Below are 25,341 nucleotides of genomic sequence, written 5' to 3' on the forward strand. Positions count from 1 at the left end.
CCGCCTCAGTTGCGCAGCGGCTTGCCCGTTTCGAGCATGTGACGGATGCGGGCCTGCGTTTCGGGCGTGCGCAGCAGCGCCATGCACTGCTCACGCTCGATCGCCAGCAGATCGGCTTCGTCTAGCTGCGTGCCACGGGCCACATCGCCGCCACACAGCGCCGTCGCCACGGCGCGGGCAACGCGCAGATCGTGCTCTGAACATCTGCGCTCATCAGCCAGATCCGCCAGACAGGCGTCGACGCCTTCACGCCCGGTCACCCGCAGCTCGCGCGCCAGCGGACGCGGATGCCAGCCGGCGTCGTGCAGGCTGCGGGCGCGCACCAGGGCCACGTGCAGCAGCTCCCGCGCATGCATCACGATGTCGTCGCCGGCACGCGCATAGCCGAGCTCGAGTGCATGGGGCGCGCTCGACGACACCGCAGCATCCATGATCTGCCGGAAGGCCTGACGCACGAACGGCAAGGCATCGCCATCCGCTGACTGACGCGCGCGGCGGTCTGCCGCCACAGCCAGCGCGGCCGAGCCGCCACCTGCCGGCAGCAGGCCAACCAGTGCTTCAACCAGCCCGATGCGGGCTTCAAACGCCAGCGTGCGATGGGTAGCGCGCATCAGCAGTTCGCAGCCTCCGCCCAGCGCCTGCCCCTCGACCGCCGCGACCACCGGCACGGCCGACTGTTGCAGCGCACGCGCTACGCCGTGAAAGCGGCCCAGCATGCGTTCCAGAGCATCAAACTCGCCCGCCTCGCAGCCCGCCAGCACACGCTTCAGATCGGCCCCGGCGCTGAACGGTGGGGCGTGGCGGATAACCAGCCCGTCCAGATCGCGCCCGGCACGCGCCACCGCCTCGACGATGCCATCAAGCACAGCCTCATCGAGAACATGCAGCTTGGTCGTGAAGCTCAGAATGCCAATGCGCGGATCCTGATCAGTCCGGCGGCATAAGCGCAGGCCGGTGTTCTCCCACAGCACTTCCTCATGCAAATGCGCACGCTCGCCGAACAGGCGCTCGGGCTCAATCTGGCGCACGTACACGGTCAGCGCTGCGCGCGGCTGCAGACGCCCGGCGGCCGCGCTCCACGAGCCGCCGGTGTCGTGCACACCATCGCGCGCAAACACCCAATCGGGCAGGGGCACATCGGCCATGGTCAGGCCGGCCTCGATGTCTTCGGCAATCGCCTCGGCCACCGCGCTCCAGCCGGCCGCCTGCCAGGTCTCGAACGGACCCTGCGCCCAGCCGAAGCCCCAGCGCATGGCCAGATCGATTTCGCGCGCATTCTCGGCAATGTCGGCAAGGTGGAAGGCCGCGTAATGGAACAGATCGCGAAAGCTTGCCCACAGCAACTCGGCCTGCGGATGCGGGCAGGCGCGCAGGCGCTGCATGCGGCGCGGTGCATCACGATCGGCCAGGATTTCGGCCACTTCGGGGGCGACCGCGCCGCTGCTGTCGCGGTAATCGTCGCCGTCGAGCACCAGAATGCGCTTGCCGTCCTTGCGATACACGCCCTCGCCGCTCTTGGCGCCGAGGGCGCCGCGCGCGACCAGCGTGCTGAGCCACTGTGGCTCGCCGAACCACGGATGCCAGGGGTCGTCGGGCAGGCGCTCGCGCAGCGTGCCGATGACGTGCGCCATGGTGTCCAGCCCGACCACGTCGGCAGTGCGGAAAGTGGCGCTGCGCGGCCGGCCGATGAGCGGGCCGGTCAGTGCGTCGGCCTCGTCAAAACGCAGGCCGAGCCGCTCGGTGTGGCGCATGACCGCCAGCAGCGCGAACATGCCGATGCGGTTGGCAATGAAATTGGGGGTGTCGTGTGCGCGCACCACGCTCTTGCCCAGGCGCGAGGTCAGCCAGGTTTCGAGCCGGTCGAGCATCACGGCGTCGCTGCGCTGCCCCGCGACCAGCTCGACGAGCGCCATGTAGCGCGGCGGATTGAAGAAATGCACGCCGCAGAAGCGCGGCCGCAGCGCCTCGGGCAGCACATCCGAGAGTTCGCGTACCGACAGGCCGGAGGTATTGGTGGCGATCACCGCGTCGTGGCGCACGTAAGACGCAACGCGCTCGAACAGCGCGCGTTTGAGCGCCATGCGCTCGGCGACAGCCTCGATCACCAGTTCGCAATCGGCCAGCCGCGGCAGATCGTCGTCGTAATTGGCTGGCGTGATGGCCAGCGCATGTCGCGGGGTGGCCAGCGGCGACGGCGTGATACCCGCCAGCCGCTCGACGGCTTCAGCCGCCGGGCCGCTGCCACCGCTGTCGCCGGGCAGATCAAACAGCAGCACCTCGAAGCCGGCGTTGGCGCAATGCGCGGCAATCTGCGCCCCCATCACGCCCGCGCCCAACACCGCCACCTTGCGCACGACGAAACGACTCATGCCGCGACTCCTCAGTGCATGCCGCCAGCCGGCGCGATGGCCCGCTTGTTGCCATGCTCGTCGAGCGCAACGTAAGTCAGTGACGCTTCGGTCACGCGCACGACCTTGGGGTGGGCCGGATCACGCTCGGCGTAGACCTCGACGTCGACCGTGATGGAGGTGTTGCCGACACGCGAAATCTCCGCGTAGAAGCTGACCACATCGCCGACCGACACCGGCTGGTGGAAAGTGAAGGCGTTCACCGCCACCGTAACCACGCGCCCGCGCGAAAACCGATGGGCGGCAATTGCGCCGGCAACGTCTACGTTGGACATGATCCAGCCGCCGAACACGTCACCGGCCGGATTGGCGTCGGCCGGCATGGTCATTACGCGCAGTTCGGGCTGGCGGTCAGCCGGCAGGGTGGCGATGTCGTCGTGTGAAGGGCGAGGCGGGTGATGAGTCATGCAGCTTCCTCTGTGCGCGCGGCGCGACGCAGCGGGCCGCCGGTGAAAGGGGGATAGCCGGCGCCGAAGATCAGGCCGGCATCAACGAGATCGGCATCGGCCACCACGCCACGGCTGAGCGCATCGCGCGCAGCCTCGTCCAACCGCGCAAACAAACGGGCCGCCAGGGCCTCGGGCGCGGCTTCAGCAGCATCCTGCCGCGGCTCGCCATCCACCCATTCGTACAGGCCGTGGCCGGATTTGAGCCCCAGCCGGCCCTGCTCGACGGCCTCGCTCAGACAGGCCGGGACCGGCTCCAACCCAAGGCCTCGCCCGGCTGCCAGCGCCACGTCCAGCCCGATGCGGTCGACCAGTTCAAGTGGCCCGACCGGCATGCCCGCTTCGCGCATCGCGCGGTCGACAGCTGACGCGGCAAGACCCTCGTCCACACAGCGCAGTGCCTCGAACAGATACGGCGCGAGCACGGCATTGACCAGAAAACCCGGCGCGCTTGAAACCTGCAACGGCAGCTTGCCGAGCGCCACGACGAAGCCGGTGGCGCGCGCGATCACCGAGGCGTTGCTGTGACCGGCGGCGACCACCTCGACCAGCGGCATTTTCGCCACCGGGTTGAAGAAATGCAGGCCGATCAGGCGCGCCGGATCGCGCAGGCCGGCGGCAATGTCTTCCAGCGCCAGGCTGGAGGTGTTGGTGGCGAGCAGCGCATCGGGCCGCGCGCGCGATTCGAGGCCGGCAAACAGACTGCGTTTGACCTCGATGTCTTCGGCCACGGCTTCGATGATGAGGTCGGCGCGTCCCACGCCATGCCCGTTCATGTCCGGCACCAGCCGATCAAGCAGGTCGCGCTCGGCCAGCGGGTCGTGTGGATGCAATTCGCGAGCGCGCCTGGCGGCACGTCCGACGGCGGCCGCAACGGCCTCGCCACGCGCGTCCTGCAGCGTCACGCGAAAACCGCTGGCGGCACACAGAATGGCAATGTCGCCGCCCATGGTGCCGGCGCCAACCACGTGCACCTGGGCCACCTGGTGCGCCACGTTGCCACTGCGGCGCAGACGCTCGCGCAGGCGGAACACCCGCAACAGCTCGCGCGCCGTGTCCGAGCGCAGCAGCGCGGCAATCGACACCGGCGATTCATCCGGCTCGGCCAGCGTGTCGCCGCCGTGCCGCACCCACAGGTCGAGCAATGCGAACGGCGCCGGGTAGTGTTCCTTGCGCACGCGCGCACTCAGCCGCTTGCGCGCCTGCCCGGCCACGACCCTGCGCAGCACGGTGGCCTTGAGCACATCGCGCCACGGCAGGTGGCGGCAGTGCCGGCCGGACATCACGACGGCGCGGGCAGCGTTCTCCATCACGCGCGGCGGCACGCACACGTCGGCCAGACCGAGCTTCCAGGCACTGCGCGCGGACAGATCACGCCCGGACAACATCAGATCGAGCGCGCCCGACGGCCCGACCAGCGCAGGCAGGCGACGCATGCCGCCCCACGCCGGCACCAGCCCGAGGCGCACTTCGGGCAGGCCCAGCCGGGTCGCCGGGTCATCGACGACGACGCGGTAGCTGCACGCCAGAGCCAGCTCCAGCCCACCGCCCAGACAATGTCCGCGGATCAGCGCCAGCGTCGGAAACGGCAAGCACGCGATACGTTCGAACAGCTTCCAGCCCCGCCCGACCAGAGCGCGCGCGGCCGCGGGGGTGGTGACGGCCGCGACCTCGTCGAGATCGGCGCCGGCGCAGAAACCTTCGCTCTTGGCCGAGGCGATGACCAGTCCGCTGGGCGGCTCGGCCTCCAGCATGCCGATGACCTCGCCCAGCTCATCGAGCAATTCGGCAGACAGGGTGTTGACGCGTTCGCCGGCGCGGTCCAGCACCAGCCAGGCCACGCCTTCCCAGTCGCGCTCCAGGCGCAGGTGGTGGCCGTTGTGGTTCATGTCACGGCCTCGATCAGCATGGCGCCGCCCTGCCCGCCACCGACGCACAGCGTGGCCACGCCGCGCTCCACCCCTTCACGTCGCATGGCGGCCACCAGGTGCATGACGATGCGTGCGCCGCTGGCGCCGACCGGGTGGCCGAGTGCGATGGCACCGCCGTCGATATTCACGCGGGCCGGTTGCGGCGCGGTGCCGCAAACGTCCATGCCAAGTTCTTCACGGCAGTAATCGGCGTCATCCCAGGCACGCAGGCAGGCCAGCACCTGTGCAGCAAAGGCCTCGTTGATTTCCCACAGCCCGATGTCGCCGATACCCAGCCCGTTGCGTGCAAGCAGCGGCGCCACGGCATGCACCGGCCCGAGCCCCATCGCCGCAGGGTCGAGGGCCGCCCAGGCGCAATCGACGATGCGCGCCATCGGCTGCAGGCCGTGCCGGTCGACCGCCGCTTCGGTGGCGAGCAGCAGCCAGCCAGCGCCGTCGGTGACCTGCGAACTGTTGCCGGCCGTGACGTTGCCGTACTTGCGATCAAAGATCGGTTTGAGGCGCGCCAGATCGGCCGCATTCGAATTCGGGCGGATGCCGTCGTCGCGCGCATACAGCTTGCCGTCGCCATCGACCAGCGGCACCACCTCGTCGAACTGCCCGGCCTCCCAGGCCAAGGCCGCACGCACGTGGCTGCGCTGCGCCCATGAATCCATGTCCTCGCGCGTGATGGCAAATCGGCTGGCGAGGTTCTCGGCGGTCTGACCCATGAGCTGGCCGACCACCGGATCCGTAAGACCACGCTCCAGCCCCACGACGGGAGCAAGGCTGGCGAAGCGGAAATGCCGCAGCAAGCGCATGCGCTTGGCGGGACTTGCGCCACGCCAGTCGGCGAGCCAGCGCACGAATTCGTCGGACAGCATCAGCGGCGTGCGCGACAGCGCATCCACGCCGCCGGCGAGGATCATGTCGGCGCGCCCGAGCAGCAGTTCGGCACACGCCGAGTCGATCGCCTGCAGACCGGAAGCGCAGTTGCGCTGCGGCGTCCAGGCCGGCACCTTGTGACCGCAACCCATGCGCAGCGCCGCCACACGGGCAATGTTGGCCTCATCTGCAGCCGGGCTGGCGCAACCGAGAATGACCTGATCGAGTGCATCCGGCGCAAACGGCTGGCGGGCCAGCAGCTGGGCGCCGCAGGCCGTAGCCAGATCGGCCGCGGAGAACGGCCCCGGGCGGCCACGCGCCTTCAGAAACGGGGTGCGCGCCGCATCGACGATGTAGACAGCTTCACTCACCTTGCAAAGACCTTGCGACTCGTTGCGGGTTCAGATGGCCCATTGTAGGCCGGTCGGGCCAGACCGGCGTCATTGCACGCACAGGCTGGCACGCAGATCGAAGTCGACCGGGAAGTCGTCCACGCGGATGACCTTGTCGCGCAGCCGATTGCGCCGCTCGATCAAGGCATATTCGTCGGCGTCGATGACACCGGCGTCAAGCGCCCGCCGCCAGATCTCGTCCACATCGCCGGTGCTGAGCGGGCCCGCGTCGAAGCCGCCGCCGCGCACCGCCTGCGACAACTTGGCCTCGACCGGCTCGGCTGCGATGCTGGCCGTCAGCGCAGCTTCGAGCGCGGCCAGCGGGTCGTCTTCGTCCTCGGACACGAAGATCGGCTGCGTCAGGCGCTCCCGCGTGGCCGAGGGCTCCAGCAGCGTCGCGGCGGCCTCGGCACCGATGCGGTCGGCGGCTGCAACATAGGGTCGGCCGAGCGGAAACACGATGCATCCAAGCAGCCACGCCAGGGGCCGGTTGGGCAGATTCGCGAGTACGCCCTCGAAGGCGATCTGGGTGCGGAACATCGCATCCCAGATGGCGGCCTGCAGCAGTGGCGCATCGGCCGCCTGCTGCCCTTCGGCTTCGTAGCGACGCAGGCAGGCACTCATCAGATACAGCAGCGAGAGGATGTCGCCGAGTCGTGCCGACAGCTTCTCGCGGCGCTTGAGCGCGCCGCCGAGCGAAGCCAGGCAGGCGTCGGACAGCACCGCAAACGCCGCCGACAGGCGTGACAGCTGCTGGTAATAGCGCTTGGTGTGCGGCGCGACCTGCGCCGGCACGCTGACGAAATGCGAACCGGTCAGCCCCATGCCGAGGGCCCGCAGCGCGTTCACGCCAAGATCCCGCAGATGGGCGGAAAAGGCGTCGTGGAAAGCATCGCCATCCTCCGCCATGGCAGCGTCCATCTCCGCGCGCAGGTGCGGGTGACAGCGGATCGCGCCCTGTCCGAACAGGATCAGGCTGCGCGTCAGGATGTTGGCGCCTTCCACCGTGATGCCGATCGGCAGTTGCTGATAGCTGCGGCCGAGGAAGTTCTGCGGGCCGAGGCAGATGCCCTTGCCGCCGATTACGTCCATGCCGTCATTGAGCGTCTGCCGTGCGCGCTCGGTGACGTGATACTTGACGATGGCGGAGACCACCGAAGGCCGCTCGCCCAGGTCCAGCGCACCCGCCGTGAGCACGCGGGCGGCGTCGCACAGGTAGGTATTGGCGGCGATACGCGCCAGCGCTTCCTCCACGCCTTCGAAACGTCCGATCGGCGTGCGGAACTGACGGCGCACGCGTGAATAGGCGCCGACCGCGCGCGCGGTGAGTTTCTGCGTGCCGGTGTTCGCTGCCGGCAACGAGATGCTGCGCCCGGCCGCAAGGCACTCCATCAGCATGCGCCAGCCACGGCCAGCCAGTTCCGGCCCACCGATGATGAATTCGAGCGGCATGAACACGTCCTTGCCGCGGATCGGCCCGTTCATCCAGATGGCGTCCATCGGCAGGTGGCGGCGCCCGATCTCGACCCCCGGATGCTCGCGCGGCACCAGCGCCACGGTGATGCCTAGGTCTTCCGTGTCACCGAGCAGATGCTCCGGGTCGTACAGCCGGAAAGCCAGTCCGAACACGGTGCACACCGGCGCCAGCGTGATGTAGCGCTTGTCGAAGGACACGCGCATGCCGAGCACCTTTCTGCCCTTCCACTTGCCATGGCAGACCACGCCGGCATCGGGAATGGAGGCCGCGTCGGAACCGGCCCACGGGCTGGTCAGCGCGAAGGCCGGCACGTCGTCGCCGGCCGCCAGACGCGGCAGCCAGTGCTGCTTCTGCGCCTCGGTACCGTAGTGGATCAACAGCTCGGCCGGGCCGAGCGAATTGGGCACCATCACCGACACGGCCGGCGCCGACGAGCGACTTGCCAGCTTGGTCACGACCTGCGAGTGGGCGTAGGCCGAGAAGCCCTTGCCGCCATACTCCTTGGGGATGATCAGCGAGAAGAAACCTTTGCGTCGGATGAACTCCCACACCTCTGGTGACATGTCGAGACGACGCGTGAAGTTCCAATCGTCGATCATGCGGCACAGTTCGTCCGTGTCGCCGTCGAGGAAGGCCTGCTCCTCGTCGGACAGCTTCGGCCACGGGATGTCCAGCAGGCGTTGCCAGTCCGGCCTACCGGAGAACAATTCGCCATCCCACCACACCGTGCCGGCTTCAAGCGCATCGCGCTCGGTTTGCGACATCGGCGGCAGTGCCTTGCGGAAGGCGCGGAACGCCGGATCGCTCAGCAGCCGCCGGCGCGTATCGTCGTGCCACAGCGCAAAGACGCAAGCGCCGAGCACACTCAACAGGATCAGCCAGAACATTGCTACCTCCAATCCGACGCATGTCAGAGACATCAGCTTAACGCAGCCGCCGACGCGGCCGACATCATGGCAATCTTTCGCCACCGGGAAACGGTAGGATTGCGCACACTCATGAACGTGGCTTCAGCCTTCGCGGCAGCCCCAGACCTTCAGGACGTATGACCATGCAAGATGCCAAACGCAGACGCTTTCTCCACCTTGCCGCCGCTGCCTCGGCCGCCGGCCTGCTGCCGGGCGGTTTGTCGGCCGCGCTCGCCAGCGCCGCCGCAACCGACACCGCAGGGGGCGAAGCCTTTTCGTTTGATCGCCTGACGCAGATGGCGCAAGAGCTGGCCGGCCGCCCCCATCCGGTGCGCCAGCCCTCCCAGGCCCTCACCAAGGCGCTGGCCGGAATCGATTACGACGCCTATCAGAAGATCCGCTTCAAGCCCGAACACGCACTGTGGGAACAGCGCGACGGCGTGGCACCGGTGGCGCTGTTCCACCAGCATGCCGGCACACCGCTGCCGGTGCGCATCGACGTGGTCGAAAACGGCGTCGCCCGCGAGCTGAAGTACGACCCGACGGCGTTCTCCTACACCGGCGACCTGCAGGCCAGTGACCTGCCCGAGGACGCCGGCTGGGCAGGTTTCCGCGTACTGCACGCCGACGACCATAACCGCGACTGGCTGGCCTTCATGGGGGCTTCGTACTTCCGCACCTCGGGCCCGATGGACCAGTACGGTCTGTCGGCACGCGGTCTGGCCATCAACACTGCGCTGCCCGGCCATCATGAAGAGTTTCCGGTGTTCACGCGCTTCTGGCTGGAAGCCGAGGGCGATGGCGGCATCGTCATCCACGCGCTGATGGAAAGCCCCAGCCTGACCGGCGCGGTGCGCATCGATTGCGCCAAGCCGAACACCGACGCCATCGTGATGGACGTGTCGGTCCGCTTGTTCCTGCGCGAGGAAGTGAAGCGCCTTGGCGTGGCACCGCTGACCAGCATGTTCTGGTTCTCCGAGACCAATCGCCACGAAGCCAGCGACTGGCGCCCCGAAGTGCACGACAACGACGGCCTGGCTGTGTGGACGGGTGCCGGCGAACGCATCTGGCGCCCGCTCGACAACCCGCGCGGCGTGCGCACCAGCAGCTTCATCGACCGCAACCCGCGCGGCTTCGGCCTGATGCAGCGCGACCGTGAGTTCGCCAACTACGAGGACGACGGCGTGTTCTACGATCGCCGTCCGGCAGTGTGGGTCGAGCCCAAGGGCGAGTGGGGCGAAGGCAGCGTGCAGCTGGTCGAAATCCCGACGGACGACGAAATCCACGACAACATCGTTGCCTACTGGACCACCGACCAGCCGATTCCGGCCGGCTCTGCGCCCAGTTTCGAATACCGCCTGCACTGGATGAAGGCGCCAGTATTCGGCGACCAACCCGTCGGCCACGTCATCGCCACACGCATGGGCCGCGCCGGCGTGCCTGGCCAAGCGCGTCCGGAAGGCGGCGTGAAATACGCCATCGACTTCGCCGGCGGCGACCTGGCCAGCTTCACCTCCGAGCAACGCGTGGTGCGTGCGGTCGTCGAGGGCACCAATGCCCGCATCGACAACCCCTACGCCATTCGCGTGGTTGGCACCGACCACTGGCGCCTGATTTTCGACGTCTTCCCCGAAGGCGAGGCCCCAGTGGATCTGCGCGCTTTCTTGCGCGTCGGCGACCGCGCCATGACCGAAACCTGGGTGTTCTCGCACCGCCCGGTGCGCTTCTGACCCACCGTCCCGGCGCCACGCGCCGGGACGCCTCCCCACTGCCGCTTCCCGTCTTTGCGCAAATCCGGCTTTGGCGATTTGAATGCAATAATATATCATCGCTTTCAAACCCAAAGACCATGACTCCGCAATGAGGAAGCCGCAATGCCCCGCCCGCTCCACCGCCTGAAAGCCCTCCCCGTACTGATCGCCGCGCTGGCATCAGGCAAAGCACTGGCACAGACCGAGGCCACCACGCCAGTACTGCCGCCCGTCACCGTCTCCGCAAGTGCGCTGTCGCTCGGCCTGAGCGAAATGATCCTGCCGTTCAGCGTGCTGTCCGGCGACGAACTGGTGCGCTCGCGCGCCGCCACGTTGGGCCAATCACTGGAGCGCGAGCCCGGTGTGCGCAGCTCGGGCTTCGCGCCCGGCGCCGGTCGGCCCGTCATTCGCGGGCTCGACGGGCCGCGCGTACGCGTGCTGTCCGACGGCTCCGAGATCATGGATGCCTCGACCGTCAGCCCCGATCACGCCGTGGCAGCGGAACCGATGCTCCTCAAGCGCATCGAGATCCTGCGCGGCCCTTCCGCGCTGGCTTACGGTGGCGGCGCCACCGGCGGCGTGGTGAACCTGATCGACGAACGCATTCCGACCGAAGTCCCCGTCGATGGTGTTGAAGGCTCGCTTGAACTGCGCGGCAACAGCGCCGCCAATGAAGACGCCGGCGCCTTTGGCATCACCGCCGGCTCAGGCAACTTCGCCGTGCGTGCAGAAGGCGCGCGACGCGACGCGCGCGATCTGCGTGTCGGCCGCGGCTGGGACGAAGGCCGCAAGATCGAGGGCAGCTTCAGCCAGAGCGACACCGGCAGCCTCGGCATGTCGTGGATCGGCGAACGCGGTTACCTCGGTATCGCGTATTCGAGCGAACGACGCGACTACGGCCTGCCGGGCCACGCCCACGGTGAGGACTGCCACGCCCACGTCGACCACCTGCACTGCGACGATCACGATGATGACGACGACGATCATGACCACGAGCACGAAGGCGTGCCGCTGGTCGACCTGCACAGCCAGCGCTGGGACCTGCGCGGTGAAGTGCTCGAACCCTTCGCCGGCATCGCACGCATCGGCCTGCGCGCCAGCCACACCGACTATCGCCACGACGAAATCGAAGGCGGCGAGATCGCCACACGCTTCACGAGCCGCGCCCACGACGCGCGCGTGGAAGTCGAGCACGAACCCATCGCCGGCTGGCGCGGTGTGATCGGTCTGCAGAACACGCGTCGCGACTTCTCCGCCACCGGCGAGGAGGCCTATGTTCCGCCCACGCTGACGCAACGCAACGCCCTTTTCCTGATCGAGGAATATCGCCTCGGCGACTGGCGTTTTGAAGCCGGCTTGCGTCACGAACGCCAGCGCATCGACGTCGACTCCACCGCGCGCGACCGCAACCACAGCGGCACCTCGGTCTCGGCCGGCGCCAACTGGGCCTTCGCGCCGGGCTGGTCGCTGGGCGTTTCGCTGGCCCGCGCCGAACGCCTGCCGACGGCCGAAGAGCTGTACGCCGACGGCCTGCACCTGGCCACGCGCACCATCGAGATCGGCAACCCAGACCTCGACCGCGAAACCTCGCGCAACCTCGACGTCACACTGCGCAAGCTGGCCGGTGACACCACCTTCTCCGTGGGCGTGTTCCACAATCGGGTGAACAACTACATCTACGCCAACACGCTGGACGAACATGAAGGCCTGCGCCTGATCGAGTACACCCAGCGCGACGCCACCTTCACCGGCCTCGAAGCCGAAGTGCGCCACCAGCTCAACCGGACCTACGCCGTCACCGGCTTCGGCGACTACGTGCGTGGCAAGATCAAGAGCAGCGAAGACTCAGACCTGCCGCGCATCCCGGCGTGGCGCGCCGGCCTGCGCATGGATGCCACCTACGGCGCCTGGCAGGGCGACGTCGAGTGGGTGCACGTCGGCAGCCAGACCCACATCGCGGACTACGAGAGCAAGACCGAGAGCTACAACCTGATCAACCTCGGCCTGAGCTACAGAGCCCGCTACAACACCACGCCTTTCCAGGTGTACGTGAAGCTCAACAACCTCACCGACAAGCTGGCTTTCAACCATGCCTCGTTCAACAAGGACGAAGTGCCGCTGGCAGGCCGCAGCCTGATGGCAGGGGTGCGCGTGAGTTTCTGAGGCCCGGCGGGCGGGGTGGCGAGCGGATAGAATCTCCCCATGAGACAACACGCCACCACCCTGCCCGGCCCCGAGCCCACCGAACGTCGCGACTGGGAAACGCTGAAAAGCCTGATTCCCTATCTGTGGGCCTACAAGTGGCGCGTGGTGTTTGCGCTGGCCTGTCTGATCGCGGCCAAGGGCGCCAACGTCACGGTGCCGCTGATCTTCAAGGGCATCATCGATGCGCTGACGATCACGCGCGAGCAGGCCTTCATCGTGGTGCCGGCGGCGCTGCTGCTGGCCTACGGCGTGCTGCGGTTTTCCAATTCGCTGCTCACCGAGCTGCGCGAGATCGTCTTCGCGCGGGTCACGCAGCAGGCGGTGCGGCGCATCTCGCTGCAGGTATTCCGGCATCTGCATGCATTGTCTTTGCGCTTTCACCTCGAACGCCAGACCGGCGGACTCACACGCGACATCGAGCGCGGCACGCGTTCGATCAACTCGCTGATCAGCTACACGCTGTATTCGATCCTGCCGACACTGGTCGAGATCGGCCTGGTCATCGGCATTCTGCTGCTCAACTACGACGCGATATTTGCCTTCATCACGGCCGTCACGCTGACGCTGTACATCGTGTTCACGGTAGTCGTAACGAACTGGCGCACGGCGCTGCGGCGCCACGCCAACGAGCTGGATTCGGCCGCCAACGCACGCGCCATCGACAGCCTGCTCAACTTCGAGACGGTGAAGTACTTCAACAACGAGGAGTTCGAGGCGCGCCGCTACGACGAACAGGTCGACAAGTGGACGCAGGCGCAGATGAAGAATCAGTTCTCGCTGTCGGGCCTGAACATCGGCCAGGCGGCGATCGTCGCCGTCGGCGTGACGCTGATGATGTGGCAGGCCGCCGACCGCGTCGCCACCGGCGAGATGACCATCGGTGACATCGTGCTGGTCAACGCCTTCCTGATCCAGCTCTATATCCCGCTCAACTTCCTCGGCGTGATCTACCGCGAGCTGCGCCAGGCGCTGACCGACATCGAGCGCATGTTCGGCCTGATGCACCAGAACCGCGAGATCGCCGATGCGCCGGACGCGATTGCGTTGGAACCCGGCCCGGCCGGCGTGCGCTTCGAGAACGTGGGCTTCGCCTACGACCCCAATCGGCAGATCCTGGAAGGCGTGGATTTCGAGGTACCGGCCGGCCACACCGTGGCCATCGTCGGCCACTCGGGCTCGGGCAAGTCGACGCTGGCGCGACTGCTGTACCGCTTCTACGACGTCAACAGCGGCGCCATCCGCATCAACGGACATGACCTGCGCGCGCTCACCCAGCACAGCCTGCGCAGCGCCATCGGCATCGTTCCGCAGGACACCGTGCTGTTCAACGACACGCTGTTCTACAACATCCAGTACGGCCGCCCGGAGGCCACGCGCGAGGAGGTCGAGGCCGCCGCGCGCGCCGCGCAACTGACGGATTTCGTCGGCCGCCTGCCGGCCGGTTACGACACGCGGGTCGGCGAGCGCGGGCTGAAGCTCTCGGGCGGCGAGAAGCAGCGTGTGGCCATTGCGCGGGCGCTGCTGAAGAACCCGGCCATCCTGATCTTCGACGAGGCCACTTCGGCGCTCGACTCCAAGACCGAGAAGGCCATCCAGGCGCAGATCGAGCGCGCCGCCAGCGGACGCACGGCGCTGGTCATCGCACACCGCCTGTCGACGGTGATGGACGCCGACGAAATCATCGTGCTCGATCAGGGCCGCATCGTGGAGCGCGGCCGCCACAGCGCCTTGCTGGCCAAGGGTGGTGATTACGCACGCATGTGGAACCTGCAGCAACAAGAAGCCGCCGACGAGGAGTAACGCGCCATGGCTCTGCCCAGAATCGCCCTGCTGACCACCGGCGGCACCATTGCCGGCGCAGCCGACGCCGCTTCCGGCCCGGACAGCTATACCGCCGGCACCGTGGCCGGCGAGGCCTTGCTTGCCGCCGTACCGGGTGTGCGCGAGCGCGCCGACATCGTGGTCGAGCCCTGTCTGGCGCTCGACAGCAAGAACATGGCGCCGCAGCACTGGCTCGCCATCACACAAGCCGCACGCGCTCTGATCGCACGCGAGGACGTCGCCGGTTTGGTGCTCACGCACGGCACCGACACGCTGGAAGAAACCGCGCTGTTTCTGGAACTGCTGCTGCCGGCCGCCAAGCCGGTGGTGATCACCGGCGCGATGCGACCAAGTGACGCGGTATCGGCGGACGGCCCGGCCAATCTGCTAGACGCCGTGCGCGTAGCGATCGACCCGGCCGCACATGGGCGCGGCACGCTGGTGGCGTTCGCCGAACATATCCTGCCCGCGCGCGGCCTGCGCAAGGCACATGCGACGAGTGTCGATGCGTTTGCGGCACTCGACGGCCCGGTCGGCTCGACCCGCCCCGACGTGCGCTTCTTCCGCCCGCCCGCGCCGCGCGCCGAACTGATGCCGTGGCCGGACGCCGACCTGCCGCGCGTCGAGATCGTGCACGTGGCTGCCGGCACCTCGCCGGGCTGGCTGGATGCAGCCCGGGAAATGGGAGCACAAGGAGTGGTGCTGGCATTGCCCGGCAACGGCAGCGTGCCGGACGCCTGGAACGACGCAATCCGCCAGCTCGTACACGGCGGCGTGCCGGTGGTGCGCGCCAGTCGCTGCGGCAGCGGCTTTGTCGCGCATCGACGCATCGACGTGGAACTCGGCAGCCTCGCGGCCGGCCGGCTGTCGCCGGCTCAGGCACGCGTGGCACTCACGCTGGCATTGGCCGCGCAGGACACGGCAAGTTTCAGCCGCGTTGCGCTGACGGATCAGAGTTCGTAGTCGTCTTCTTTGCTGCCGCTCAGGGCGGCGTCGACCATGCGCCTTGAAAGATGCGGCGCAAGCAGCTCGATGAAGGCGTAAACGTAGCCCCGCAAAAAGGCGTTGCGGCGCAGGCCGAGTCGCGTGGTGCTGGACTCGAACAGGTGCGAGGCGTCGATCATGCCGAGCTTGCGGTCTTCGGCAGCATCAAAGGCCATGCGGGCGAGAATGCCGATGCCCAGGTCCATGCCGACATAGGTCTTGATCACGTCCGAATCCAGCGCCGTCAGCACCACGTTGGGCTTGAGACCACGCCCGAGGAAAGCCTTGTTGACCTTGCTGCGGCCGGTGAAAGCGTCGTCGTAGGTGATCAACGGGTAGCGCGCAATCGCCTCCAGCGTCAGCGGCCTCTCCTGCAGGATCGGGTGACGCGGCACGGCGACGATGCAGCGGTTCCACTGCTGACACGGCAACGTAACCAGATCTGGCTCATCGGGAATCAGCTCGGTGGCAATCGCCACATCGGCCTCGCCATTGAGCACCATCTCCGACACCTGGCGCGGGTTGCCCTGGTGCAGCGATAGCTTCACGCGCGGGTAGCGCTCCAGGAAAGCGCGCACCACGGCCGGCAGCGCATAGCGCGCCTGGGTGTGGGTGGTGGCAATCGACAGACCGCCTTCGGACTCGTTGGAGAACTCGTCGCCAACCTGCTTGAGGTTGTCCACGTCGCGCAGCATGCGCTCGGCGATTTCCAGGATGTGCTTGCCCGGCTCGGTCACGCCGACCAGCCGCTTGCCATGACGCACGAAGATCTCGATGCCCAGCTCCGACTCGAACTGGCGAATCTGCTTGGACACACCGGGCTGGGAGGTGAACAGTGCCTCGGCGGCCTCCGAGACGTTGAGGCCGCAGCGCGCGACTTCAAAAACGTAACGCAGTTGCTGGAGATTCATGAGGGCTCGCGCACCGACTTAATAACCAAGAGTTATTTCAGTTTAACGCATACGCCCTTCTTGTCACTAAGCCCAGGCGTTAGCATCCGTTCCCATAGCGCAGGACTGCCGGCGATGGACCGGCGACCGCCAACGGAGAAGACGGATGTATCAATACGACGAATACGATCAGCGGCTGGTGGACGAGCGCGTCGCGCAATTCCGCGACCAGACGCAGCGTTACCTCGCCGGCGAACTGAGCGAGGACGAGTACCGCCCGCTGCGCCTGCAGAACGGCCTGTACACCCAGCGTTACGCGCCGATGCTGCGCGTGGCCATCCCCTACGGCCTGCTCGCCAGCCGCCAGCTGCGCATGCTCGCGCACGTTGCCCGCACCTACGACCGCGGCTACGGCCACTTCACGACGCGCCAGAACATGCAGTTCAACTGGCCGGAAATCAAGGACGTGCCGGAGATCCTCGCCCAGCTGGCGACGGTTGAGATGCACGCCATCCAGACTTCGGGCAACTGCATCCGCAACATCACCTCCGACCCCTTCGCCGGCGTGGCCGGTGACGAGCTGGTCGACCCGCGTCCGTGGTGCGAGGTGCTGCGCCAGTGGAGCACTTTCCACCCCGAGTTCGCCTTCCTGCCGCGCAAGTTCAAGTTCGCCGTGAATGGCGCCGAGCACGACCGCGCGGTGATCCAGGCACACGACATCGGGCTGGACGTGAAGCGCGACGAGGCCGGCAACGTGGGCTTCCGCGTGCTGGTCGGCGGTGGCCTGGGCCGCACGCCGATCATCGGCGAAGAGATTGCCGCCTTCGTGCCGTGGCAGCACATCATCAGCTACTGCGAGGCCATCCTGCGGGTCTACAACCGCTTCGGCCGCCGCGACAACAAATACAAGGCGCGCATCAAGATTCTGGTCAAGGCCATGGGCGTGGATGCCTTCCGCGAACAGGTCGAAGCCGAGTGGGCGCACTTCAAGGACGGCCCGCTGACGCTGACCGAAGCCGAAGTGGCGCGCGTGGCCGCGCACTTTGTCGACCCGGCCTACGCGACCCTGCCGGCCGAGGACGCCGGCTACCAGGCGCTGCTGGGCGAGAACAAAGCCTTTGCCGCTTGGGCCAAGCGCAACGTGCGCGCCCACAAGCAGCCGGGCTACGCCATCGTCACGCTGTCGACCAAGCACAAGGATGTGGCGCCGGGTGACATCACCGCCGAGCAGATGGACCACGCCGCCGACTGGGCCAATCGCTACAGCTTCGGCGAACTGCGCGTGACGCACGAGCAGAATCTGGTGCTGGCCGACGTACAGCAGTCCGATCTCTTCTCGCTGTGGAGCGAGGCGCGCGACGCCGGTCTCGCCAGCCCCAACATCGGCCTGCTGACCGACATCATCGCCTGCCCCGGCGGCGATTTCTGCGGCCTCGCCAACGCCAAGTCGATCCCGATCGCCAATGCCATTCAGGCGCGCTTCGACGACCTCGACTACCTGTACGACATCGGTGACATCGAGATCAACATCTCGGGCTGCATGAACGCCTGCGGTCACCACCACGTCGGCCACATCGGCGTACTCGGCGTCGATAAGAACGGTCAGGAGTGGTACCAGGTCACGGTCGGCGGCAGCCAGGGCAACGACACCTCGCTGGGCAAGGTCATCGGCCCGTCGTTTGCCGCAGCCGACATGCCGGACGTGGTCGAGAAGCTCATCGACACCTATCTGGCCCAGCGCCTGGACGAGGACGAGCGCTTCATCGCGACCGCCCGCCGCATCGGCATCGAGCCGTTCAAGGCCAACGTATATGGCGCCCGCGAGGCGCAGAGGAAGGTCGCTAATGGCTAAGCTCATCCGCAACGGCCGCGTCGAGGACGACGCGCGCATCGTCATCACCCTTGCCGAGGGCGACACGCCCGAAAGCGTCGCGCTGCCCGATGGCGCGCTGCTGGTGCCGCTCGCGGTGTGGCAGGCCCGCCGCGACGAGCTCGCCGGACGCGACCTTGGCGTGTGGCTGGCCGGCGACGAAGACCCGGCCGCGCTGGCCGACGACCTCGCCACCCTGCCGGTGGTCGGCGTGCATTTCCCGGCTTTCACCGACGGCCGCGGCAGCTCGATTGCCGTGCTGCTGCGCTCGCGTTACGGCTACACCGGCGAAGTGCGCGCCATCGGCGACGTGCTGCGCGACCAGTTCAATCTCTACACGCGCTGCGGCATCAACGCGCTGCAACCGGCCGAGGGTCGCTACACCGACGCACAGCTCGAAGCCGCCGTGGCCAGCCTCACCGACTTCAGCCAGCCCTATCAGGCCTCGGTGAAAGACCCCGAGCCGCTGTTCCGCCGCGTCGCCCGCGCCGCCTGAGGAGCCCGCCATGCATCCGAACATGAACCCGAATCTGGCCGACACCGCGTTGCGCGAGTCGGTCTCGGCCAAGGCCGCCGCCGCGGCAGAGCTGCTGGCCCGCATCGCACGCGACTACTCGCCGGTCGGGCTGGCCAACAGCCTGGGTGCCGAAGACATGGTGCTGACCGACCTGATCGCCAAGGGCGGGCTGGCCATCGACAACTTCTCGCTCGACACCGGCCGCCTGCCGGCCGAGACCTACGACCTGATGGCCGAGGTGCACAAGCACTACGGACTCAAGCTCACGCTGTACTACCCGCAGCACGACAAGGTCGAAGCCTTCACGCGCGAGAACGGCATCAACGGGTTTTACGACTCGGTCGAGGCACGCAAGGCTTGCTGCCACGCACGCAAGGTCGAGCCGCTGCAGCGCGCCCTCAAGGGCAAGCAAGCGTGGATCACCGGCATGCGTGCGCAGCAATCCGCGACCCGCGCCGAGCTGCCGGTGCAGCTCTTCGACGCCGACAACGGGCTGGAGAAGTTCAACCCGCTGTCCGACTGGACCGAGAAGGAAGTGTGGGCCTACATCCGGCTCAACGACGTGCCCTACAACAAGCTGCACGACCAGTTCTATCCGAGCATCGGCTGCGCGCCCTGTACCCGCCCGGTGGCGATCGGCGAGGACGTACGCGCCGGCCGCTGGTGGTGGGAGGACCCGACCAGCAAGGAGTGCGGACTGCACGTGCTCCGCAAGGCATGAGATGACGACACATACGATGCAAGACGAAGCCCCGCGCAGCCGGCTGGCCGCGCTGAAAGCCGGTCTGCGCGCCGCCCTGCGTGCGCTGCGCGGCCAACCCAAACGCTAAGAAGAGACGCGATGTCCACCCTGACCAAACAGACCCTCAGCCACCTCGACTGGCTGGAAGCCGAAGCCATCCACATCCTGCGTGAAGTCGCGGGGCAGTGCGCCAACCCGGCGCTGCTGTTCTCCGGCGGCAAGGATTCGATCTGCCTGCTGCGTCTGGCCGAAAAGGCCTTCCGCCCGGGCCGCTTCCCGTTCCCGCTGCTGCACATCGACACCGGCCACAACTACCCGGAAGTGATCGAGTTCCGTGACCGCCGCGCTGCCGAGCTGGGCGAGCGGCTGATCGTACGCTCGGTGGAAGACTCCATGGCGCGCGGCACGGTAGTGCTGAAAACGCCGACCGAATCGCGCAACAAGCACCAGTCTGTGACGCTGCTCGAGTCGATTGAGGAATTCGGCTTCGACGCCTGCATCGGCGGTGCGCGCCGCGACGAGGAAAAGGCTCGCGCCAAGGAACGCATCATGAGCTTCCGCGACGAGTTCGGTCAGTGGGATCCGAAGAACCAGCGCCCGGAGCTTTGGAATCTGTTCAATGCGCGTTCGCACAAGGGCGAGAACATCCGCGCCTTCCCGATCAGCAACTGGACCGAGCTGGACGTGTGGCAGTACATCGAACGCGAAAACCTCGAACTGCCGTCGATCTACTTCGCCCACGTTCGCCCGGTGGTGCGCAAGGGTGACCTGCTCTACCCGATCACCGAGCTGACCCCGGCCCAGCCGGGCGACCACGTCGAGGACATGCTGGTGCGCTACCGCACTGTGGGTGACGTGACCTGCACGGCGCCGGTGCAATCGGATGCCGACAGCGTCGCCAAGATCCTGCTCGAGACCGCCAGCACGACGATCACCGAGCGCGGCGCCACGCGTATGGACGACCAGACTTCGGAAGCCTCGATGGAGCAGCGCAAGAAGGAAGGTTATTTCTGACATTTACTCCTCCCCCTTCAAGGGGGAGGTCGGGTGGGGGATGGGTTTCAGTGCGACGCCCATAAGACCCATCCCCACCCCAGCCCTCCCCTTGAAGGGGAGGGAGCACAACCGACAGACCGACAGCACTACAGGAATCATGAACATGTCCGCCAATGAAAACCTCCCCGGCATCGACACCGGCCTGCTGCGCTTTCTGACCTGCGGCAGCGTCGACGACGGCAAGAGCACGCTGATCGGCCGCCTGCTGTTCGACACCAAGACCATCCTCGTCGACACGCTCAGCGCCATCGAGAAGACCTCGGCCCGACGCGGCATGAACGCCGTCGACCTGTCGCTGCTCACCGACGGCCTGCAGGCCGAGCGCGAGCAGGGCATCACCATCGACGTGGCCTACCGCTACTTCTCGACCGGCACGCGCAAGTACATCATCGCCGACGCGCCGGGCCACGAGCAGTACACGCGCAACATGGTCACCGCCGCCTCGACCGCTCATCTGGCCATCATCCTGGTCGATGCACGCAAGGGCGTGCAGACGCAGACGCGTCGCCATTCGTATCTGGCGCACCTGGTGAACATTCCGCATCTGGTGGTGGCGGTGAACAAGATGGACCTGGTCGGCTACGACCGCGAGACCTTCGAGCAGATCCGCAGCGAGTACCTGGCCTTCGCACGCAAGCTGGGCATTCCCGACGTGCGCTTCATCCCGATGTCGGCGCTCAACGGCGACATGGTGGTGGATCGCGGCGACCAGCTCGACTGGTACGACGGCCCGACCCTGCTGCAGGTGCTCGAAGCCACGCCGACCGCCCACACCGAAGAACCGGAGGATTTCCGCTTTCCGGTGCAGTACGTGTGCCGCCCGCAGGACTCGGCCAACGCCGCGCTGCACGACTACCGCGGTTTCATGGGCCGCGTCGAATCGGGCCAGATCGCCGTCGGCGACGCGGTGACGGTACTGCCGTCCGGCCGCAGCAGCCACGTCAAGGCCATCGAGATCGGCGGCGTGCGTCAGCCGCTGGCCATCCACGAACAATCGGTGACGCTGCTGCTGGAAGACGAAATCGACATCTCGCGCGGCGACATGATCGTCAAGAGCAACGAGCAACCGCAGGTCGTGAAGCAGATCGAAGCCGACATCTGCTGGCTGTCCGAGCAAGCCCTGTCGCCGGCACGCACCTACCTGCTGCGCCACACCACGCGCGAGACCAAGGCCAAGGTCGCCCAGATCGAGTACCGGCTGGATCTGAACACGCTCGACAACGGTCCGGCAGCCACCCTGGAGATGAACGACATCGCCCGCCTGACGCTCAAGCTGGCGCAGCCCGCGTTCGTCGACACATACGCCGACAACCGCGCCACCGGCGCCTTCATCCTGATCGACGAGAGCACCAACAACACGGTCGGGGCCGGAATGATTCGCTGATATAGGGTCAGCGGTGCGATAATCGCGGGGGGCTGAAAGGCCCCCCGCTCGCGTTCACTGCGCAAGCAAGGACACCACGGCCCGCCCCCGGAGACAGTTTGGCGACGGCCGACCTACAGAAAGACAGAACATGAAGCGCCTCGACGACTACCGCCTGAAGCTGGGCAACCGTGAATTCGTGCCGATCATGATCGGCGGCATGGGCGTGGACATCTCCACGGCCGACCTGTCGCTGGTAGCTGCCCGCCTGGGTGGCATCGGCCACATTTCGGATGCGATGGTCCCGACCGTCAGCGACCGCCGCTACGACACCAAGTACGTTCGCGACAAGCAGAAGCTCTACAAATTCAACGTCGCCAACATGGACAAGTCCGCCGTGCAGTTCGACCTGGCGGTGCTGGCCGAAGCCACCGAGCTCCATGTGCGCCGCACCATGGAGCGCAAGCAGGGCGACGGCCTGATCTTCATCAACTGCATGGAAAAGCTGACCATGAACGGGCCCAAGGACACGCTGCGCGTGCGCTTGCGCTCGGCGCTGGATGCCGGCATCGACGGCATCACGCTGGCGGCCGGCCTGCATCTTGGCTCGTTTGCGCTGATCGAAGATCACCCGCGCTTCCGCGACGCCAAACTCGGCATCATCGTGTCGTCGCTGCGCGCGCTGCAGCTGTTCCTGAAGAAATCCGCCCGCACCAACCGCCTGCCCGATTACATCGTGGTCGAAGGGCCGCTGGCGGGCGGCCACCTCGGCTTCGGCATGGACTGGGAAAAATACGACCTGTTCGCCATCGTTGCCGAGATCCGCGACTGGATGCAGGCCGAGCAGCTCGACATCCCGCTGATCGCCGCCGGCGGTGTATTCACCGGTTCCGACGCGGTAGCGCACATCGAGAACGGCGCGGCCGGCGTGCAGGTTGCCACGCGCTTCACGGTGACCCACGAATGCGGTCTGCCGGACGACGTCAAGCAGCACTACTTCACCGCGCACGAGGAAGAAATCGAGGTCAACCAGGTTTCGCCGACCGGCTACCCGATGCGCATGCTCAAGAGCAGCCCCGCCATCGGCGCCGGCACGCGCCCGAACTGCGAGGCCTACGGCTACCTGCTCGACGCCAACGGTGGTTGCTCGTACATCGACGCCTACAACCGCGAAGTCGCCCTGCATCCGGACGAGAAGAAACTCTCGGTCATCGACAAGACCTGTCTGTGCACGCACATGCGCAACTTCGACTGCTGGACCTGTGGCCACTACACCTACCGCCTGAAGGACACCAGCGTGCTCGGGGAAGACGGCAAGTACCAGTTGCTGACCGCCGAACATGTGTTCAAGGACTATCAGTTCAGCACCGAAAACCGCGTCGCCCTGCCCTGATGCGGGCGGCGTAGCCCAAAAAAAGCCCGCTGATTGCGGGCTTTTTTTCGGCTGACCACTCGCTCAGCGGTTGAGGAAGCCGCCCAGTCCCTTCTGCAGGTTCTCCTTCAGACTCTCCCCGGCCTTTTCCTTCAGCTCCGGCGAAAGCTTCTCCTGCACCGCCCCCTTGAGCTTCTCCTGCGCCTGCTGCTTGACGGCGTCGCTCATCAGATTCTGCAGGTCGAGTCCGAAGGACGGGTTGGAGAAGGTGCCCGACACCTTGATCGGCACGGTCACGCCCTTGAGATTCTCCATCCCGTCGCCGCCCTGCCCGGACAGGCTCGCCACCACACTGGCGCGGACCGTGTAGTCGATGGTTTCCTCGGGAATGTTCGCACTGCCCTTGCCGCCAACCCGCAGCAGCGGCGAGCGCACATCCAGATCTTCGTTGCGTGCCACGCCATTGGCGAGCTGCACGGTACCGCTCAGTTGCGAGAAGTCGGTCTGGTTGGGCTCTTTGCTCTCGGGCGCCGGCTTGCCGGTCATGCGCGCCTGTGCCTGGCGCAGGTACTGAGCAATGTTGATGCCCTTGACCGCGCCGTTGAGGAAGCTGAAGGCCACGTCACCGCCCAGCGTGCGCTTCATTGAATTGATGTCATTGCCGCGCAGCTGCAGTTTGGCGGTGAGATTGGTGTTGCCTGTCAGGCGCTCCTCAGCGCCGGAAAGATCACGCAACAGCGGCCCGACCTGCACGCCCTTGAGCGATTCGTCGAGCGACACCACCAGCGCCTGGCCACGGCCATCGAGCGTGATGTTGCCGGCGTAGCGACCCTCATACAGCGCCGCCGACAGCGGCGACACGCGCACCACACCGTTCTGCGCATTCACGTCGATGCTGATGTCGGTAACGGTCATGCCACTGGCTACCAGCTTGCCGACGCGCAGCTTGCCGATGATGTTGAGCCCACGCAGCACGGCCGGATCGATGATCGGCTCGGAATCGGCCGAAGCATCCTTCTTGCCACTGTCAGCGTTGCCGCCCCCAGAGCCACCGCCAGAGGCCGGCTTCTCCGGGTCGGCCGGCGGCAGATAGCGGTCAACGTTGATGGCGTCCAGCGCCAGATCGAAGCGCAGCGCCTGCTTCGCGAAATCGGCCACGGTGACTTCACCGGTCAGATTGCTGTCGTCCAGCACAGCAACCAGGTCGCGCAACGCAGCTGAGGTGGTGGTTGCGTCGACGCGGGTCTTCAGGCTCACGCGCTTGAGCACGCTCGAGTCGGACACTTTGGGCGCCTCGATGCCCAAGGCGGTCATTGTCTTGCCCGGGTCAAATTCCGGCACTTCCAGCGTGCCGCTTACGGCCGGCGCTGAATTGAGGTTCTTTGCAGCAAAGCTGCCCAGCGCCTTCACGCCGTAACCGGAAAACTCCATGCCGTCGATCGTGGCCGTGCCGGCCGCGAGGTCCATTGCCAGCTTGCTCTTGAGTTCGAGCTCGGCCTTGCCTCCGGGCAAGCCGGCGCCCGTGCCGTCAAAGCGCAGCGTGAAACCCTCGATGTCGGCCGAAGGACCTTCCAGGTCGAACAGCACGTCGCCGGCGATATCCACACGGCCCGACACCTCGGGCTCGCTCACCGCGACATCGAAGCCCAATTCCAGCGGGAAGCGTTTGCCGGGGCTGACCTCACCGGTCTTCAGGTCGAGCTTGTCGATGAGGTACTCGGCCTTGGCCTGTCGGTCGACATAGGACACGCGGGCCGAATCGATCTGCACACCGGAAATCACCAACCCGGCCACCGCTGCGCCGCCGTCGGCAGCCGGCGAGCCGGTGCTGGCCGGTGCATCTTCGCCACCCGCGCCGGCGAGATCGGCCCAGTTGCTTTTGCCCTGCTCGTCGATGACCAGATCAAGATTCAGATCGCGCAACACGATGCGGTCGACCTCGATCTCCTTGCGCAGCAAAGGCATCAAGCGCGCACGCACCTCGACTTCACCGACACTGGCGAACGGCTTCTCGCCGAAACCCGCCGCGTTGCCGAGACTGGCCTGACCGATCTCGACACCGATCCACGGGAACACCGACAGCCCGATCTCGCCATCGATGACCAGCGTGCGCCCGGTCGCCTTCTCGACTTCCTGCGCAATGCGTTCGCGGTAGTCATTGGGATCGAAAACGAAGGTCAGGTAGGCCGCAAGGGCACCCAGCACGACAACGACGACACCCAGGACAATGGCAATGATGCGGACAGCGGTTCTCATGACAGGCTCCTTGCCCGAAGACATCGGGTCACTCCCGCAAGTAGAGCATCCGCAGTCTGCGGATGCAACGTTGAAGCGGCTTTGCGGC

The 25,341-nt window shown here is 66.7% G+C and carries 17 protein-coding genes; 10 read left to right on the forward strand and 7 right to left on the reverse strand.

The window, feature by feature from the left end; all coding sequences use genetic code 11:
* Positions 1-5 precede the first annotated feature (5 nt).
* The 5 genes from AC6H0N_RS02615 to AC6H0N_RS02635 all read right to left on the reverse strand — a co-directional run bounded on the left by AC6H0N_RS02615 (position 6) and on the right by AC6H0N_RS02635 (position 8,438).
* Entirely contained in the window at positions 6-2,369 is a 2,364-nt protein-coding gene (locus tag AC6H0N_RS02615; RefSeq protein WP_497572494.1) for a 3-hydroxyacyl-CoA dehydrogenase/enoyl-CoA hydratase family protein, read from the reverse strand.
* An 11-nt stretch (positions 2,370-2,380) separates the two neighbouring features.
* Positions 2,381-2,815, reverse strand: coding sequence for an acyl-CoA thioesterase (locus AC6H0N_RS02620; protein ID WP_497572495.1), 435 nt, complete (start codon positions 2,813-2,815; stop codon positions 2,381-2,383).
* On the reverse strand, positions 2,812-4,743 hold the full coding sequence (locus AC6H0N_RS02625) for a 3-hydroxyacyl-CoA dehydrogenase NAD-binding domain-containing protein (RefSeq protein WP_497572496.1): 1,932 nt from the start codon (positions 4,741-4,743) through the stop codon (positions 2,812-2,814). The genes AC6H0N_RS02620 and AC6H0N_RS02625 overlap by 4 nt, the downstream gene beginning before the upstream one ends.
* Positions 4,740-6,020: an acetyl-CoA C-acetyltransferase gene (locus tag AC6H0N_RS02630; protein ID WP_497572497.1), complete on the reverse strand. Its 1,281-nt coding sequence runs from the start codon at positions 6,018-6,020 to the stop codon at positions 4,740-4,742. The genes AC6H0N_RS02625 and AC6H0N_RS02630 overlap by 4 nt, the downstream gene beginning before the upstream one ends.
* 69 nt (positions 6,021-6,089) lie before the next feature.
* On the reverse strand, positions 6,090-8,438 hold the full coding sequence (locus AC6H0N_RS02635) for an acyl-CoA dehydrogenase (protein ID WP_497572498.1): 2,349 nt from the start codon (positions 8,436-8,438) through the stop codon (positions 6,090-6,092).
* 131 nt (positions 8,439-8,569) lie between these two features.
* On the opposite strand from AC6H0N_RS02635, the gene AC6H0N_RS02640 reads away from it, so the two are divergent.
* The 4 genes from AC6H0N_RS02640 (at position 8,570) to AC6H0N_RS02655 (ending at position 15,166) form a co-directional block, all read left to right on the forward strand.
* Complete coding sequence (locus AC6H0N_RS02640) at positions 8,570-10,156, forward strand: OpgD/OpgG family glucan biosynthesis protein (protein ID WP_497572499.1); 1,587 nt, start codon at positions 8,570-8,572, stop codon at positions 10,154-10,156.
* A 144-nt stretch (positions 10,157-10,300) separates the two neighbouring features.
* Complete coding sequence (locus AC6H0N_RS02645; RefSeq protein ID WP_497572500.1) at positions 10,301-12,340, forward strand: TonB-dependent receptor domain-containing protein; 2,040 nt, start codon at positions 10,301-10,303, stop codon at positions 12,338-12,340.
* Between the two features lie 39 nt (positions 12,341-12,379).
* Positions 12,380-14,182, forward strand: a complete 1,803-nt coding sequence (locus tag AC6H0N_RS02650) for an ABCB family ABC transporter ATP-binding protein/permease (RefSeq protein WP_497572501.1) — start codon at positions 12,380-12,382, stop codon at positions 14,180-14,182.
* Positions 14,183-14,188: 6 nt separating this feature from the next.
* Positions 14,189-15,166, forward strand: coding sequence for an asparaginase (locus AC6H0N_RS02655; RefSeq protein WP_497572502.1), 978 nt, complete (start codon positions 14,189-14,191; stop codon positions 15,164-15,166).
* Here the strand turns inward: AC6H0N_RS02655 and AC6H0N_RS02660 are convergent.
* On the reverse strand, positions 15,154-16,098 hold the full coding sequence (locus AC6H0N_RS02660; protein ID WP_497572503.1) for a CysB family HTH-type transcriptional regulator: 945 nt from the start codon (positions 16,096-16,098) through the stop codon (positions 15,154-15,156). The two genes, AC6H0N_RS02655 and AC6H0N_RS02660, sit on opposite strands and share 13 nt — an antisense overlap.
* 145 nt (positions 16,099-16,243) lie before the next feature.
* Here AC6H0N_RS02660 and AC6H0N_RS02665 point away from each other — a divergent pair, with 145 nt between their 5' ends.
* From AC6H0N_RS02665 to AC6H0N_RS02690, 6 genes are all read left to right on the forward strand, one after another.
* Positions 16,244-17,929 carry a nitrite/sulfite reductase gene (locus tag AC6H0N_RS02665; protein WP_497572504.1) on the forward strand — a complete coding sequence of 562 codons (1,686 nt, stop codon included), beginning with the start codon at positions 16,244-16,246 and terminating at the stop codon, positions 17,927-17,929.
* Positions 17,922-18,443: a DUF934 domain-containing protein gene (locus tag AC6H0N_RS02670; protein WP_497572505.1), complete on the forward strand. Its 522-nt coding sequence runs from the start codon at positions 17,922-17,924 to the stop codon at positions 18,441-18,443. Before AC6H0N_RS02665 ends, AC6H0N_RS02670 begins: the two co-directional genes overlap by 8 nt.
* 10 nt (positions 18,444-18,453) lie before the next feature.
* Positions 18,454-19,185, forward strand: coding sequence for a phosphoadenylyl-sulfate reductase (locus AC6H0N_RS02675; protein WP_497572506.1), 732 nt, complete (start codon positions 18,454-18,456; stop codon positions 19,183-19,185).
* A 120-nt stretch (positions 19,186-19,305) separates the two neighbouring features.
* Complete coding sequence (gene cysD / locus AC6H0N_RS02680; protein WP_497572507.1) at positions 19,306-20,220, forward strand: sulfate adenylyltransferase subunit CysD; 915 nt, start codon at positions 19,306-19,308, stop codon at positions 20,218-20,220.
* Between the two features lie 145 nt (positions 20,221-20,365).
* The gene (gene cysN / locus AC6H0N_RS02685) at positions 20,366-21,646 is read left to right on the forward strand and encodes a sulfate adenylyltransferase subunit CysN (RefSeq protein WP_497572508.1); all 1,281 of its coding nucleotides are present in this window, start codon (positions 20,366-20,368) and stop codon (positions 21,644-21,646) included.
* A gap of 130 nt (positions 21,647-21,776) precedes the next feature.
* Complete coding sequence (locus tag AC6H0N_RS02690) at positions 21,777-23,018, forward strand: nitronate monooxygenase (RefSeq protein ID WP_497572509.1); 1,242 nt, start codon at positions 21,777-21,779, stop codon at positions 23,016-23,018.
* Positions 23,019-23,081: 63 nt separating this feature from the next.
* On the opposite strand, the gene AC6H0N_RS02695 is transcribed toward AC6H0N_RS02690, so the two are convergent.
* Positions 23,082-25,253 carry an AsmA family protein gene (locus tag AC6H0N_RS02695; protein ID WP_497572510.1) on the reverse strand — a complete coding sequence of 724 codons (2,172 nt, stop codon included), beginning with the start codon at positions 25,251-25,253 and terminating at the stop codon, positions 23,082-23,084.
* Positions 25,254-25,341: the final 88 nt, after the last annotated feature.

It is taken from the genome of Pseudazoarcus sp. NS34, assembly GCF_059703725.1.